The sequence below is a fragment of the Erythrobacter crassostreae genome, from assembly GCF_019204045.1.
Lineage (GTDB): Bacteria > Pseudomonadota > Alphaproteobacteria > Sphingomonadales > Sphingomonadaceae > Erythrobacter > Erythrobacter crassostreae.
Genome location: NZ_JAGSPC010000001.1, coordinates 1,634,912 through 1,650,647, shown reverse-complemented (window position 1 = coordinate 1,650,647; position 15,736 = coordinate 1,634,912). Strand labels below are relative to the sequence as shown.

The window sequence follows — 15,736 nt, the reverse complement described above, 5'->3', positions numbered from 1 at the left end:
TGACGGTCTCGATTGTGTTGCCCTTTGCGGGCGCAATCCCTAAGTCCCGCGCCTGATGACCACCGATCAAGCCACTGATACATTCGGGCAGCTTACATTCGCTGTACCCAAGGGACGCATTCTCGACGAAGCGCTGCCAGTGATGGCGCGTGCGGGCGTGGTGCCTCATGAAAGCTTTCACGACAAGTCCAACCGCGCTCTTTCATTCGAGACGACCCGCGAGGACATGCGGTTGATACGTGTTCGTGCGTTCGACGTGGCGACATTCGTCGCGCACGGTGCGGCGCAAATCGGCATTGTCGGTTCTGACGTAGTTGAAGAGTTTGACTACGCCGATCTTTATGCACCAGTAGACCTCGACATTCAGCACTGCCGCCTTTCCGTTGCGCGGCTGGCCGATGATACCGATGATCGCACAGGCGCGAGCCACCTGCGTGTCGCGACCAAATATCCCAACCTGACCCGTCGTCATTTTGAAAAGCAGGGCGTTCAGGCCGAATGCGTCAAATTGAATGGCGCCATGGAACTCGCTCCCGTGCTGGGCCTTGCGCGGCAGATTGTCGATCTTGTGTCTACCGGTGCGACTCTGAAACAGAACGGTCTGGTTGAGACAGGCAAGATCATCGACATCTCCGCACGCCTGATCGTCAACCGTGCGGCTCTTAAGAAAGACCCACGCGTTGCCGAATTGGTTGCCGCATTCCGCAACGACGCAGAAGCTCGCGCAGGGCAGTCTGACTGATGCAAACGCTTAGCTCACTCGATCCCGACTTCGAAAAGCGCTTTCGCCGCCTCGTCAACGCGCGCCGAGAAGCCGACAGCGATGTTGCGGGACAAGTCTCCGACATCCTGAGCGCCGTCAAAAATCGCGGTGATGCCGCGCTGGTTGAATATAGCCAGCGTTTTGACGGCTATTCGCTAATCGACGACAGCGATTGGGTCATACCTCGCGAACGCTACGCCCAGGCATATGCGGAACTGGACGCCGAGCTGCGCGAAGCTCTCGATCTCGCTGCAACGCGCATTCGCGCATATCACGAAGCACAGCTTCCAACAGACCGCGACTATACCGACGATGCCGGTGTAAGACTCGGCGCGATCTGGCGCCCAGTGGATGCAGCCGGACTGTATGTTCCTGGCGGACGCGCGGCCTACCCCTCTTCGCTGCTGATGAATGCCATCCCTGCCAAGGTGGCTGGCGTCGAGCGCACAGTCGTTGTCACCCCGACGCCAAAGGGCAATTCCAACCCGCTGGTGCTCGCCGCGGCGCATGTCGCTGGTGTCGATGAAATCTGGCGCGTTGGCGGAGCGCACGCTTTGGGCGCGCTTGCTTACGGAACAGAGAAGATCAAGCCGGTGGACGTAATAACCGGTCCCGGAAACGCCTATGTCGCGGAAGCAAAGCGTCAGCTTTACGGTGTCGTCGGCATCGATATGGTAGCCGGACCGTCCGAAATTCTCGTCATTTCCGACGGTAAGAGTGATCCCGATTGGATCGCCGCTGACCTGCTTTCTCAAGCCGAACATGATCCGACCTCGCAATCAATCCTGATCACCGATGATGCTGGCTTTGCCGCCTTGGTGGAGGATAGCGTCGCTGTTCAACTGAGCCAGCTTTCGACCGGCAAAGTGGCGAAAGCGAGCTGGGATGCGCATGGCGCGATCATTGTGGTGAATGACCTGGAAAGCGAAGCACCGCCATTGGCCAATCGCCTCGCCGCGGAGCATGTAGAACTGGCGCTGGACGATCCCGAACCCATGCTGCAGAGCATCCGTCACGCGGGCAGTATTTTCCTTGGCCGCATGACACCGGAAGCCGTCGGCGATTATGTCGCTGGGCCAAATCACGTGCTTCCCACTGGACGCCGCGCACGCTTTTCCAGCGGGCTGTCGGTACTCGACTTTATGAAACGCACCAGCTTCCTCGGACTTGATGAGGCTTCCTTCGCCAAGATCGGTCCCGCTGCGGCCACTCTTGCCCATGCAGAGGGCCTTCCTGCCCACGCCAAATCGGTGGAGCTTCGCCGCAAATGAACACGCCTGCCCGTTCTCAAGCCCGCTCGACAGCACGCCTTGCCGCCGTGCAAGCACTCTATCAGCTTCATATGGAGGGCACCGCGCTTTCCAAACTGCTCAACGAGTTTCACCAACACCGTTTGGGCCGTGAAGTTGACGATGAAGATCACGAAGGTGAGGTTTTTGCCGATGCAGAGACCGAATTCTTTGATGATATTGTTCGCGGTGTCGATGCACGCCGCGAGGAGATTGACGGCGTTTTGCTAGCAAAACTGGCCGATGGTTGGACAATTGCGCGCCTCGACAAGACGATGGTTCAGGTCTTGCGCGGCGGGGCATATGAATTGCTCGCCCGCGCTGATGTGCCCACCGCGACCGTGATCAGCGAGTATGTCGATGTCGCCAAAGCATTCTTCGATCACCGCGAGGCGAAGTTTGTGAACGGAATTCTGGACGCTGTGGCAAAAGAAGTGCGAACCTGACTTCGCAAGCATAGCGTTGGCGTGGTATCGCAGATGCCATGATGACCGAACATGAGTTTCTCGCTGCGCTGAGAACATTGCCCCTTCATAAAGGAGCGCGCGGTCTAAAGGATGATTGCGGGCTGATCGAGATCGGCGATGAAACGCTCATCTTCAATCACGATTCAATGGCGGAGGGCACCCATTTCCGCCCTGAAGCCGATCTTGCCGATGTCGCTTGGAAACTCGTCGCTATAAATTTGTCCGATCTTGCTTCAAAAGGCGCGGAGCCGATCGGTGTCCTGTTCGGCCATGCGCTGGGCGGCAATGATCGCCAATTTATCGAAGGCTTACGCCAAGTGCTGACCGCCTATGATGTCCCGCTTCTGGGAGGTGATACGGTCGCAACGACCGGGGCCAGCACCTATTCCATGACGGCGATTGGCCGCGCGACATGCAAACCAGTTCCATCACGCGACGCGGCGCGGATCGGGCACGGAGTGTTCGTAACTGGGACCATCGGACGTGCGATGCTTGGCTTTGAAGGTGACAAGGAATATTTGGAGGCCTTCAACCGCCCCAGGCCGCAGATTGATGCCGGCAAGCAGCTTGCCCCCCACGTGGGCGCGATGATGGACGTATCGGACGGGCTCTTGCTCGACATTCACCGCATGGCGCGGGCCAGCGAACTTTCCATCTCGGTTGAAAGCAGCGCGGTGCCTGTTGCCCAACCCGACCGGCGCGGGGAATGCATGCGCTGGGGTGATGATTACGAGCTGCTCTTCACCCTACCTCAAGGAACCCAGTTGCCATTTCCGGCGACGATGATCGGAACTGTCGAGCCGCGCGGGTCTGCGCCACTGTACCTCGACGGTGAGGCGATGGCTGACGCCGAAGGACTCGGCTATCAGCACAGTTAGGCGCTTCTGACGCTTCACGAACGCTCAAAACTGGTGAAACCGGCTGCAATCGCCGCAATCCCAGGCGTTTGAGTCTTGTCACACAGAAGCAAGCCCGTATGACTGTGCGCTCTTGCGCCGCATAATAATAAAGCGGGATCTTTAAACTGGCGCAGTTCCCATACATTTCCGCGTCACGAGAGGGGATTATTCGTGGACCTAATTCTTATATCAATCGGGCTTGGTTTGCTCGCCATTGTTTATGGCATCGTCACCAGCCGCCAAGTGCTGGGTGCCAGCGCTGGTAACGAAAAAATGCAAGAGATTGCAGGCGCCATTCAAGAAGGCGCTCAAGCTTACCTCAACCGTCAATACACCGCGATTGCGATCGTTGGCGTTGTCGCCGCGATCATCGTTGGTGTCGCGCTGGGCATGATCCCGGCTGTGGGCTTTGTCATTGGCGCAGTCCTTTCGGGCGTTGCAGGCTATATCGGGATGAACATCTCGGTTCGCTCCAACGTGCGGACGGCGGCTGCTGCTGAAGAAGGGCTGCAACAAGGTCTCACCATTGCGTTTCGCGCAGGTGCGATCACCGGCATGCTTGTGGCGGGTTTAGCCCTCCTTGCAATCGCAGTGTTTTTCTACGTCCTGGTCGGGCCAATGGAACTTGCTCCAAACGATAACGAAGTCATCTTTGGCCTCGTCGGTCTTGCCTTTGGCGCGTCGCTGATTTCGATCTTTGCGCGTCTTGGCGGCGGTATTTTCACCAAGGCGGCCGACGTTGGCGCTGATCTTGTTGGCAAGGTCGAAGCCTCTATCCCAGAAGATGACCCCCGCAACCCTGCGACGATCGCCGATAACGTAGGCGACAACGTGGGCGACTGCGCTGGTATGGCCGCTGACTTGTTCGAAACTTATGTTGTGACCGTTGGCGCGACCATGGTTTTGACGGCGCTGCTTTTCTCAGAAGTGCTGGGCGACCTGCTGCTTCCGATGATGGCTTTGCCGCTTCTCATCGGCGGCGCGTGTATCGTGACCTCGATCATCGGCACGTACTTCGTGCGTTTAGGCAATGGCACCAATGTCATGGGTGCAATGTACAAAGGCTTCATCGTAACTGCCGTTCTGGCAATTCCGTTGATCTACCTCGCTACGCAATATGCTCTGGGTGATATGAGCACGGTGCTGGGCGCGGGTCCAAGTGGAATTGAATTCCATGGCCGCGATCTGTTCTATTGCTCGCTGATCGGCCTTGCGCTGACCGGCATCATCATCTGGATCACCGAATACTACACCGGCACAAACTATCGCCCGGTGCGGTCAATCGCCAAAGCTTCAGAAACGGGCCACGGCACCAATGTGATCCAGGGTCTCGCGATCAGTCTGGAATCGACGGCACTGCCGACCATCGTCATCATCGCAGCGATCATCGGTGCGTACCAGCTCGCCGGCCTGATCGGTCTAGCGTTCGGTGCGACAGCAATGCTGGCTTTGGCCGGAATGGTTGTGGCGCTCGATGCGTATGGTCCGGTTACGGATAACGCTGGCGGAATTGCCGAAATGGCAGGCCTTGATGAAAGTGTGCGTGAGAAAACCGACCTGCTCGACGCAGTTGGTAACACCACGAAGGCCGTGACCAAGGGCTATGCCATTGGTTCGGCTGCTCTGGCTGCGCTCGTGTTGTTCGCCGCTTACACCGCTGACCTTCGTCGCTACTTCCCGGATGCAAACGTCGATTTCGGCCTTGAGAACCCGTATGTGATTGTTGGTCTGCTGCTCGGTGCGCTCTTGCCTTATCTCTTCGGAGCGATGGGCATGACCGCTGTTGGCCGCGCCGCTGGTGATGTGGTGAAGGACGTGCGCGAGCAGTTCAAAGAAAAGCCGGGCATCATGGATTACTCCGAAAAGCCTGACTACGCCCGGACGGTGGACCTTGTCACCAAGGCTGCGATTAAAGAAATGATCGTTCCTTCGCTGCTTCCGGTGCTTGCTCCGATTGTGACCTATTTCGTAATCTACCTGATCGCAGGCCAGAATGAGGCGTTCGCCGCATTGGGCGCTCTGCTTCTGGGTGTGATCGTAGGCGGTCTGTTCGTTGCAATTTCCATGACCGCCGGTGGTGGCGCATGGGACAATGCGAAGAAGTACATCGAAGACGGCAATCACGGCGGTAAGGGTTCCGAAGCTCATAAAGCTGCTGTGACAGGCGACACTGTTGGCGATCCTTACAAGGATACCGCAGGTCCGGCTGTGAACCCGATGATCAAGATCACCAACATCGTCGCGCTGCTTCTGCTCGCGGCTCTTGCCGGACATTGATCTGATCTCAGTTCAAAACTGAAAAATCCGACCCCGCCGGGAGCAATTTCGGCGGGGTTATTTTTTGCCTGCATTCCGTCCAGAATTCGGACACGTGCTTTGCCGCAAAAGGTTTCTTTACTGCCCTGTGGCATAGGAATTGCTGGCGTGCAGTGCCGTGCGCCGCGAAACGAGTATGGTAATGGACCTGGCGAACGCGCCTGATCTGCAAAGGACTGCGAAAGCCGCCGATCACACAGTTGATCGGCGCGGCTCTTTGCGACTTCTGGACATTGATCAGGTCAGCAACCCGCAATTCATTGCCGATTGGGAAAGACTGGCTGCGCAAGCGAGCGAGCCGAACCCTTTCTTCGAGCCCTGGTTCCTTCTTCCTTCGCTGAGTGCATTTGCAGGCCAGAACAGCTCTATTGCGGTGATCGCGCACTACACCCGCGATACGCTGACGGGTGTTCTGCCGATCAATCGATCAATCAGATATTATGGCTATCCCGTACCACACATCGCGTGTTGGCTCCATGACAACGCGTTCTACGGCGCGCCTCTTGTGGCGTCGGGCTGCGAACACGCCTTTTGGGAAGCGACGTTGGAACATATGGATAAGAGCGCAGGGCGCGCGCTCTTTCTACACTTGCCGTTGCTCGAACAAGGCGGCGTTCTTGACCGCGCGCTAGAGGCGGTCTTGGCCGGTTCCGAGCGATTTAATGCGGTCGTGCTGCGCCGTGAACGCGCCATGCTCGCATCAGACTTGTCATGTGAAGATTACTTGGCAAATGCGCTTAGCAAGAAACACCGCAAAGAGCTGCGCCGCCAGCGCCGCCGCCTCGCTGATGAAGGCGATCTGACCGTCGAGCGACTGAGCGACGAGACGGATTTGGCCAGATGGACCGACCAATTTCTCGCGCTGGAAGCTGCGGGATGGAAAGGCGCAGCAGGATCCGCGCTCTCCGATGATTCTGCGACGGGCGACTTCTTCAAATGCGCTCTGCAAGGAGCAGCACAGGCAGGCAAGTTGGAGCGGCTGACGTTGCACCTTGACCGGAGCCCGGTAGCAATGCTCGCAAGCTTTGTCACAGCCCCCGGTGCATACAGTTTTAAGACTGCCTTTAATGAACGTTACGCAGCCAATTCGCCGGGCCTGCAATTGCAGATCGATAACCTTTCAAGCTTAGACCACCCCAAAATCAAATGGACTGATAGCTGCGCAGCCGAAGGCCACCCGATGATTGACAGGTTGTGGACGGAGCGACGCCAACTAGTCAGTCGAAACATAGCCATTGGCGGTCCGCTTCGCCGTGCTGCCTTTCGCCAGATGATGGCGTTCGAAACCCGCAGGAAACCCTCGTCATGAACGCCCCGCATGGTCCGGAGACCGATTGGCAATCACCCAAGTCAGCATCGCTTGGAATGTTCAATTCTGACGCCAAGGCGCGCTTTGCACAGTGCTATCCGGAAACACCGCATTTGCTGCGCCACGGGCTCGACCGGCACCCATTGCTCGAAATTGAGGCGCTTGCCGATCTGGCAGAGCGGCTTTCCGAAGAAAGCGTCGAGTATAATCGCGGCGATTTACCCATTGGGATCGACGATAAACCCGGGGCCACAGGCCTATCAATCGGCGAAACAATTCGCAGCGTGCACGATGCGAACAGTTGGGCGGTTCTGAAGAATGTAGAGCAAGTGCCTGCATATAACGGATTGCTGATCGATCTGTTGGGCGATGTTCAATCCGAGATTGAAGCTGCGACCGGCCGCATGCTCACGCCGCAGGCATATGTATTCATTTCAAGCCCCAGCGCCGTAACCCCGTATCACTTTGATCCCGAGCACAACATTCTGCTTCAAGTCAGCGGCAGCAAAGTGATGACCCAGTTTCCGGCTGGCAATCCGCGCTTTGCACCTGATACCACTCATGAAAGCTACCACACCGGCGGCCCACGTGAACTTTCCTGGCAAGAGGGATTTCGCGAACAGGGGCTGCCCTTCGCACTTGGTCCAGGTGATGCCGTATATGTGCCAGTTATGGCTCCGCATTACGTTCAGAACGGGCCTGACAGTTCAATCTCGCTTTCAATCACTTGGCGGTCAGAATGGAGCTACCGCGAAAGCGATGCGCGTGCCTTCAATCACTTGATGCGCAAACGGGGCCTGACGCCGCAGGCAACGGCCCGCTGGCCTGCCAATAACAAGGCAAAGGCATATGCATACCGTGCGCTTCGCAAGATCGGTCTGAACGCGAAATCTTGACCTCTGTTTGCCTGCCCCGCATGGGCAATGGCATGCACGACAATCCTACCCCCGAAAAGCTGGTCGATGGCCTCGTTAGCCTGCTGACTATCGAAAATAGCGCCGAAGACATCTATATCGGCAAGCCGCAAATAGGCGGAATTGGCCGCGTGTTTGGCGGGCAGGTGTTGGCTCAGGCTCTTCAAGCTGCGCAAGCAAGCGTGACCGACGGCAAAGTTGCACATTCGCTCCACGCCTATTTCCTTCGTGGCGGCAAAGAAGGCATTCCGATCGAATACCGCATTCAGCGCGATTTCGACGGGCGCAGCTTTGCCAATCGGCGGGTTGTCGCGATGCAAGAGGCCGAAGATGGATCGAGCACTCCGATCTTGAACCTCACGGCGAGTTTTCAGACGCCCGAGGAAGGGATGGAGCACAGCGATTCTCCGATGCCCGACGTTGCAGGACCGGATGATCTCAAATCGGACATGGAGATGCGGCAGCAAATGGTCACCGCGATGGGTGACAAGCTGAATGAGGCGCAGCGCAATCTAATGCTCCGCCCGCGTTCTGTCGAAATGCGCACAATTGACCGGCTACACTGGATGAATTCGGAGAAGCGAGAGCCGCGTGCCCACACGTGGTTCAAAACCGCCGCACCTCTGCCCGACAATCCCAACTTGCACCGCGCAGTGATGACCTATGCCAGCGACTTCACATTGCTGGGCACAAGCGCCCTGCCCCATGGTCTTTCATGGATGCGCGGTGAGTTGGTCGGGGCCAGTCTGGATCACACAATCTGGTTTCACCGCGAAGCGCGCGCCGATGAATGGCTGCTCTATGCGACAGACGCGCCATGGTCCGGCAGCGGGCGTGGGTTCAATCGCGGTCGGATATTCAACCGGTCAGGCGAACTGGTCGCCAGCGTCGCCCAAGAAGGCATGATCCGAAAGCGCAAGAAAAAGCCGGAGTAGCAGTCTTAGCCGCCTTTGCTGCGGCTTGATCCGGCGTTGCTTGCGCTGCGCTTCGACTTTCCATCGTCGCGATCGGACAGGTTCCAACCGGTACTGCGTCCGCCAAAGCCGCCCTTCTTCGCGAGACGCGAAGCGGGTTTCACCTTTGGAACAGACTTGGGGCGCTCAAAGGCGCGGTTTGAAGTCGTGTATTTACCCGGCTGACCAGCGAAGCTCACGCGTGAGCCATTGGCCGACTGATACCCGCCCGCCTTGTTCTTGAACAAAGGACCGCTGGCGTTCCGGTTGCTAGAAAACCACGCCACGACAAACGGTGAGAAATGCCGACGCTCGCCCTGGGTTTCTTCCGTGCCAGCGGCAGCTTCAACGCATTGGCCCGCGCCGTACTGGGCTTCGCAATCTTGCAAAGCCGCGAAGCGCGGAGCTTCCTCGTCAGCTTTCGCCAAGGCTTCCTGACGCATCTGATCGCATTCTTCGCGGGTCTTGCCGGTCTCTTTGGCGCACGCAAAAATGTTTTCAAAAACTTGAACTTCGGTCTGGTTCGTGTCTTTCGTGATCGCATTTGCTACAGGCGCAGCAGGCTCACCGCCGCACGCAGAAAGCATCGCTCCGCCGCCAATCGCGGCCATTGTGGTCAAAGCGACCTTTGAAGAGCGCTTCGAACGCTTTGAAACTACCGGCATTACCATCACATATCCCCCGTCCACGCGGTTATCAGTGTTGGCTTAGACGCAAATGGTTATCACAAGGTTGCACTCGCGCTTTTTCGACTGCCAAATGAGAGACATATGCAGCGTAGAAACATGGATGAACGGCCTGACTGGCAGGCGATTGCCGAGGCAAACGGCTTTGTATTCCACCACGTAGATGGCGAAATTTATTGGGACGAGCGTGCCTGTTGGCAGTTCACCCTAAAAGAGGTCGAGGAGGAAATCGAAGACCCCACGACCGAACTTTATGCAATGTGTCTGTCGCTGGTCGACGATGCCTGCGCTTCTCAGGAACTGATGGAGAAGCTGGCGATACCGCGATCCATGTGGGACATCATCGCCAATTCATGGCGCAGCGGCGAGGCCTCGCTCTATGGCCGGTTTGATTTTGCCTATGATGGCAGCGGTCCTGCAAAACTGCTCGAATTTAACGCTGACACCCCAACCAGCGTCTACGAAACCGCATTTTTTCAGTGGCGTTGGTTGGAGGACAAAATCGCCGCAGGAGAGCTTCCGGCGGAAAGCGATCAGTTCAACCGTCTGCACGAAGCATTGGTCGAGCGTTTCGGACAGATGTTCACCGCTGGCAGCCTCGTCCATTTTTCAGCCGTTGCGGAGCATATCGAAGACCGCGCAACTGTTGCCTATTTCGAGGATGTTGCAGGCCAGGCCGGCTTGGAACCGCGCTTTATCGGCATCGACAATGTCGGTATCGACGAGAGTGGGCAGTTTATCGATCCCGAAGGCTATCAAATCGGCGCGATCTTCAAGCTGTATCCGTGGGAAGACATGATGCGCGAAGAATTTGCTGAGCAGGTGGCAAAGTCGAACACCACATTCGTCGAACCGGCGTGGAAGGCAATCCTATCAAACAAGGCGATGCTACCCCTTCTATGGGATCGGCATAAGGGCCACCGCAACCTGTTGCCAGCCGCGGTCGCAGGCACAGAAGCGGCCAAGGCGATGCTAAACGATGCGCATGTCACCAAGCCATTCTTCAGCCGCGAGGGCGCAGATATTGAGCTGTTCGACGGCTCACAGCACCATAAGGGACCAGAGCAAGGATATGGCGAGGAAGGTGCGATCATTCAGGCATACGCCCCGATCGCGCGCCACGGCGAGAACCATGCGGTCATAGGCAGCTGGGTGGTCGGTGATGACCCGGCTGGCATGTCCATCCGCGAAGATGCCAGCCCGATCACCCGCGATCTCGCGCGGTTCCTGCCGCATATTATCTTGGGCTAATGCGCCAGGAATATCGGCAGGCGCGGATCAGTTAGCGATCGGCGGGTAACTCCTCCCAGCAGCAGCTCCGCCAGCCTTGAATGGCCATAAGCGCCCATGACCATCATCGAGCAACCACGCGTTTCTGCCGCCGCAAACAGCGTGTCTGCAACCTTTTGCTTGTCGCGCGGTATCTCAATGATCTCCGCTTCGACACCGTGACGGCTGAGATATTTTGCGCCCTCATCCAGACGGAAATCACTGCGTTCGCGGCTCTTCTCTTCCGACACGCAGGCAAGGAACACGTCGCTCGCATATTTGAGCAGCGGGACCGCAGCGCGAAGCGCAACGCCGGCTTCTGAAGAGCCATTCCACGCGACCAAAACAGGCGCGCTCAAATCGAACCGTTTCGCTTGGTCAGGCACAACGAGCACGGGCACGGGTGCTTTAAGCGCCAATTCTCCTGCCATACGCGAAGGCCGTTTGCCTCCTTCACCAATGTCGTGCGGACCGACAATGATCAGATCATGCAGCGCGGATTGCTCCAGCAAACGGGCTTCCGCCATGCCATACAGAAATTTCCATTCCCAAACCGCGTCCTCATTGGCGAGGTCAGCCTCGGTCTTTGATCGAAAATCTTCGGCTGCCTGTTTGATTTGGGGCAGCGCGGCAGCCATCGCCGAGCCATAAAAATCGCCGGGTGCGAAGACTTCGTAGCTAACAGATTGAAGGAATGTGATGTGTGCGCCCGTTGCCCGCGCAATGTCGAGTGCGACCTGCATACGGGACTCCATTGCGCTATCATCAGCGGCGTGAACGAGGATCGATTTCATGGGGCTTCTCCTTGTTGTGTGGAGAAGAATGGCCGCACACCCCGCCTTGCGCATTGATCAAGGTCAAATTGCCAATATTTTGGCGGGCTTGCCCTGTGCGCTCTCTCGGTTAGGGTTAGCGCAGGAGACACCAATGCAAACCACTCGCCAGCCGCCGGTCAAAACGACGCTTGAACCGTCCAATCACCCGTATCTATCCGGACCATGGACGCCTGTTCATGAAGAGGCCGATGTGGACGAGTTGGAGGTGATCGAAGGTGAAATTCCGGCAGATATTGACGGGATTTATCTGCGCAACACCGAAAACCCGGTGCATCAACCTCTCGGCCGCCATCATCCATTCGATGGCGATGCGATGGTGCATCAGGTCAATATCAGCGGCGGCAAGGCCAGCTATCGCAACCGCTTCATCCGCACCCACTGCTTTACGCAGGAACAGATCGCTGGCGGGGCGCTATGGGGCGGATTAATGGACCCTCCCGCTCTATCCAAACGCCCTGGTTTTGGCGCGCATGGCAGCCTGAAAGACACCGCAAGCACCGACATCATCGTCCACGCCGGAACAGCAATTGCAACGCTCTATCAATGCGGCGAGGCATGGCAGATGGATCCGGTCACGCTGGAGAACCTCGGAAAAGCCTCTTGGGGGCCGATTGACGGTGTTTCCGCTCACCCGAAAGTGGACGAGACGACCGGCGAGATGATGTTCTTCAATTACTCAAAGCATGTCCCGTACATGCATTACGGTGTGGTCGACCGTGCGGGTAAGCTTGCGCATTACGTGCCCATCCCGTTGTCTGGCCCGCGCCTGCCGCATGATATGGCGATCACAAAGAATTGGTCGATCCTGAACGATATGCCCTTGTTCTGGGATGAGGAGCTGCTCAAACGCGACATCCACGCAGCGCGCATTCACGAAGGTGTCCCAACCCGTTTCGCTCTAATTCCGCGCCATGGTCAGCCGGAAGACATCCGCTGGTTCGAAGCCTCGCCAACTTACGTTCTTCATTGGACCAATGCCTATGAACAGGGCGATGAAGTAGTCTTAGAGGGGTATTATCAGGATAAGCCAATGCCCGACCCGATTAAGGAAGCGGGCGAATACAGCCACATGATGGCCTATGTTGACGAACACTCTTTCCAAAGCCGTCTTCATCGCTGGCGGTTCAATTTGAAAACGGGCGAAACGACCGAAGAGCGGCTGTGCGACAAGATCGTCGAGTTCGGCATGATCAATCCTGACTATCTCATGCGCAAAAGTCGGTACATCTGGTCCACCACCACACGGCCCGGATGGTTCCTGTTCAACGGATATGTCCGCCACGATACCGACAGCGGTGATGAGCAGGTTTATCAATTGCCCGACGGTGTCTATGCCAGCGAGAGCCCGGTGGTACCGCGCAAGAACGCAACATCAGAAGATGACGGCTATCTCATCACGTTCCTGATCGACGAGAATACCGGCACTTCAGAGCTTGCGATCCTTGATGCCAGCGATGTGACCAAAGGCCCGATTTGCCGCGCGCGCCTGCCGCACAAAATTTCCAGCGGTGTGCACTCGACATGGGTCGAGCATTCCCAGTTGAAAAGCGACATGGATTTCAAACGCGCGAGTTTCGCGGCCTAACGCCAGGGATTGCCAGACAATCTCGAAACTTTTAGCGCGGCGGCGCGTTGCTTAGGCAAGATACATTTTCCAAACAGAGAGGCCCAAAAATGGCATTCACACTGATCAACCTGCCCTATCCCGATACCGCACTTGAACCGGCCGTTTCGGCAAACACGCTGTCGTTCCACTATGGAAAGCACCATCAGGCCTACATCGACAAGATGAACGCTGCGATTGACGGCACCGATCACGCGGACAAGTCAATGGAAGACATCGTGGCCGCCGCTCGTGGGAGCAATCAGGGACTGTTCAACAACGCTGCGCAAAGCTGGAACCACGCATTCTACTGGCATTCAATGGCCGCAGAAGAAAGCGCTCCTTCCGACGATCTCAAAGCGAAGATCGACGCTGCATTTGGCTCAGTCGATGAGCTTAAGAAGCAGCTCAAGGATCGCGGTGCCGGTCACTTTGCAAGCGGCTGGGTCTGGCTCGCTGAGAAAGACGGCACGCTTTCGATCGAAGAAACCCACGATGGTGACACTCTTGCCGACAGCGGTTTCAACCCGCTCCTGACGATCGACGTATGGGAACACGCCTATTACCTTGATCACCAGAACAAACGCCCAGCTTATCTGGACGCGGTTGTTGATCACAAGCTCAACTGGGCCTTCGCCAGCGAAAACCTCGCCCGCGGTTCGACTTGGACATATCCGGCGTAACAACCGGCTTATTTAAAAGCTTCAAAAGCCCGGTCTGCTGTTAAAACAGGCCGGGCTTTTCTGTGCCGACAAACTATCCCGGCATCGTGTAATATGTGGGTGAACCCGGCCCAACCGGAATGCCCAGCACGAATGTCCACAGATAGAAGAATATCGACCAGAAAAACATAAAGAACATCGAGTATGGCAGCATCATCGCGATCAGCGTGCCGACGCCCAGATTCTTGTCATACCGCGTCGCCCAGGCGAGGATCAGCCCGAAATAGCTCATCATTGGCGTGATGATGTTGGTTGTGCTGTCCCCGATCCGGTAGGCTGCCTGAATGGCCTCAGGCGAGTATCCGATCAGCATCAGCATCGGCACGAATATCGGCGCGGTCACTGCCCATTGCGCGCTGGCAGAACCCAGCGACAGGTTGATCACAGCGCATAGTAGGATGAACAGGAAAAACACCGCCGGGCCGGTCATGCCAGTTTCGACAAGGAAGTTTGCCCCCGTCACCGCCGTAATCGCGCCCAGATTGGTCCAGCCGAAAAACGCTACGAATTGCGCGGCGAAAAACACCAGCACAATATAGAGTCCGAGCGAGGACAAAGCCGCCGCCATGGCGTCAATCACATCGCGGTCGGTCTTCATCGTGCCCACCACGCGTCCATAGGCATAGCCGAGCGTGACAAAGAAGATCAGGATCCAGACCACAAACCCGTCAAAAAACGGGCTGTCGATCCGGTCACCGCTCTCAGGATTGCGCAAAATACCCCATTCGGGGACCAGCGTCAGCGCCATAAACGCCAACACACCCAGCAAGGCGATACCCGCCCAGCGGAGCCCTTTGCGTTCCACCGGTGAAACCTCGTCCATCATCCGGTCATCCAGAATGGTGGGGTCGGCATCCTCGGAATTATAGGCGCCCAGCTTTGGCTCAACGATATAGATCGTCACCAGCGAACCGATGATCGTGATCAGAAATGTCGATGCGACCATGAAATACCAGTTCGCAGTCGCGACAACCGTGTATTCCGGATCGATCAAGCGGGCGGCTTCCTGCGTAATACCGGCAAGCAGCGGGTCGATTGTACCGATCAGTAAGTTCGCGCTGTAGCCGCCCGATACACCGGCAAATGCCGCCGCCATACCGGCGAGCGGATGACGGCCCAACGCATAGAAAATCGCGCCAGCCAGCGGGATCAACACCACATAGCCAACCTCGGATGCGGTGTTCGAAATGATACCGGCAAACACAATCGCGACCGTCACCAGATGCTTTGGCGCACCCAGCACCATGGCGCGCACGGCGGCAGAGAGCAGTCCGGATTTCTCGGCCACACCCACGCCCAGCATAGCGACCAGCACCACGCCCAGCGGGGCAAAACCGGTGAAATTGTCGACAAGGCCGGTGAAGATACGCCGCACCCCGTCACCATCCATCAGGCTGATCGCGCGGATCATGCCGTCTTCGGCCACCCCCTTTGCGCCAAGCGGTCTTGGGTCCTCAACCGCAACGCCCATCCAGCCGAGCAGACCGGACAGCAAAACGATACCGGCCGCCAGCAGTGCAAACAAAGTCACCGGATGCGGCAACAGATTTCCGAGCCACTCCACCCCGTCAAGGAAGCGGGTAAAGGCGTTGCGCTTAACCTGCGTGTGTTCGTCGGTCGTGGCGGGAAGCTCGCTCATGGATTGCTCCGGTCAGTTGGGATGGCCCGCAATAATCGGGCAAAGATGAACACAGACCGATAAAGACCGCG

14 protein-coding genes are annotated in these 15,736 nt (G+C 57.2%); 11 read left to right on the top strand and 3 right to left on the bottom strand.

Translation table 11 applies throughout. From position 1 onward, the window contains the following. The first annotated feature begins 55 nt into the window (after positions 1-55). The 8 genes from hisG to KCG46_RS07975 all read left to right on the top strand — a co-directional run bounded on the left by hisG (position 56) and on the right by KCG46_RS07975 (position 8,892). Complete coding sequence (gene hisG, locus KCG46_RS08010; RefSeq protein ID WP_218404734.1) at positions 56-742, top strand: ATP phosphoribosyltransferase; 687 nt, start codon at positions 56-58, stop codon at positions 740-742. Beyond that, the gene (hisD, locus tag KCG46_RS08005) at positions 742-2,034 is read left to right on the top strand and encodes a histidinol dehydrogenase (RefSeq protein WP_218404733.1); all 1,293 of its coding nucleotides are present in this window, start codon (positions 742-744) and stop codon (positions 2,032-2,034) included. The genes hisG and hisD overlap by 1 nt, the downstream gene beginning before the upstream one ends. Further along, positions 2,031-2,498 (top strand): transcription antitermination factor NusB, encoded by a 468-nt coding sequence (nusB, locus tag KCG46_RS08000; RefSeq protein WP_218404732.1) that lies wholly within the window; start codon positions 2,031-2,033, stop codon positions 2,496-2,498. Before hisD ends, nusB begins: the two co-directional genes overlap by 4 nt. A gap of 38 nt (positions 2,499-2,536) precedes the next feature. Further along, on the top strand, positions 2,537-3,397 hold the full coding sequence (thiL, locus tag KCG46_RS07995; protein ID WP_255551827.1) for a thiamine-phosphate kinase: 861 nt from the start codon (positions 2,537-2,539) through the stop codon (positions 3,395-3,397). A 192-nt stretch (positions 3,398-3,589) separates the two neighbouring features. Next, the gene (locus KCG46_RS07990; protein WP_218404731.1) at positions 3,590-5,695 is read left to right on the top strand and encodes a sodium-translocating pyrophosphatase; all 2,106 of its coding nucleotides are present in this window, start codon (positions 3,590-3,592) and stop codon (positions 5,693-5,695) included. Positions 5,696-5,876: 181 nt separating this feature from the next. Then, positions 5,877-7,043, top strand: a complete 1,167-nt coding sequence (locus KCG46_RS07985; RefSeq protein WP_255551826.1) for a GNAT family N-acetyltransferase — start codon at positions 5,877-5,879, stop codon at positions 7,041-7,043. Then, positions 7,040-7,939 carry a cupin-like domain-containing protein gene (locus tag KCG46_RS07980; protein ID WP_218404730.1) on the top strand — a complete coding sequence of 300 codons (900 nt, stop codon included), beginning with the start codon at positions 7,040-7,042 and terminating at the stop codon, positions 7,937-7,939. Before KCG46_RS07985 ends, KCG46_RS07980 begins: the two co-directional genes overlap by 4 nt. A 32-nt stretch (positions 7,940-7,971) precedes the next feature. Further along, a complete protein-coding gene (locus tag KCG46_RS07975; RefSeq protein ID WP_218404729.1) occupies positions 7,972-8,892 on the top strand; it encodes an acyl-CoA thioesterase in 921 nt (306 codons plus the stop codon). Positions 8,893-8,897: 5 nt separating this feature from the next. On the opposite strand, the gene KCG46_RS07970 is transcribed toward KCG46_RS07975, so the two are convergent. Continuing rightward, a complete protein-coding gene (locus KCG46_RS07970; RefSeq protein ID WP_218404728.1) occupies positions 8,898-9,575 on the bottom strand; it encodes a DUF1190 domain-containing protein in 678 nt (225 codons plus the stop codon). A 105-nt stretch (positions 9,576-9,680) separates the two neighbouring features. Between KCG46_RS07970 and KCG46_RS07965 the strand changes: the two genes are divergently transcribed. Continuing rightward, positions 9,681-10,847, top strand: coding sequence for a glutathionylspermidine synthase family protein (locus KCG46_RS07965; protein ID WP_218404727.1), 1,167 nt, complete (start codon positions 9,681-9,683; stop codon positions 10,845-10,847). On the opposite strand, the gene KCG46_RS07960 is transcribed toward KCG46_RS07965, so the two are convergent. Continuing rightward, entirely contained in the window at positions 10,844-11,659 is an 816-nt protein-coding gene (locus tag KCG46_RS07960) for a universal stress protein (RefSeq protein WP_218404726.1), read from the bottom strand. The genes KCG46_RS07965 and KCG46_RS07960 overlap by 4 nt on opposite strands. A gap of 133 nt (positions 11,660-11,792) precedes the next feature. On the opposite strand from KCG46_RS07960, the gene KCG46_RS07955 reads away from it, so the two are divergent. Continuing rightward, positions 11,793-13,286, top strand: a complete 1,494-nt coding sequence (locus KCG46_RS07955; RefSeq protein WP_218404725.1) for a carotenoid oxygenase family protein — start codon at positions 11,793-11,795, stop codon at positions 13,284-13,286. A gap of 89 nt (positions 13,287-13,375) precedes the next feature. After that, positions 13,376-13,987 (top strand): superoxide dismutase, encoded by a 612-nt coding sequence (locus KCG46_RS07950; protein WP_218404724.1) that lies wholly within the window; start codon positions 13,376-13,378, stop codon positions 13,985-13,987. Between the two features lie 73 nt (positions 13,988-14,060). Here the strand turns inward: KCG46_RS07950 and KCG46_RS07945 are convergent, their stop codons facing one another. Next, positions 14,061-15,665, bottom strand: a complete 1,605-nt coding sequence (locus tag KCG46_RS07945) for an AbgT family transporter (protein ID WP_218404723.1) — start codon at positions 15,663-15,665, stop codon at positions 14,061-14,063. Positions 15,666-15,736: the final 71 nt, after the last annotated feature.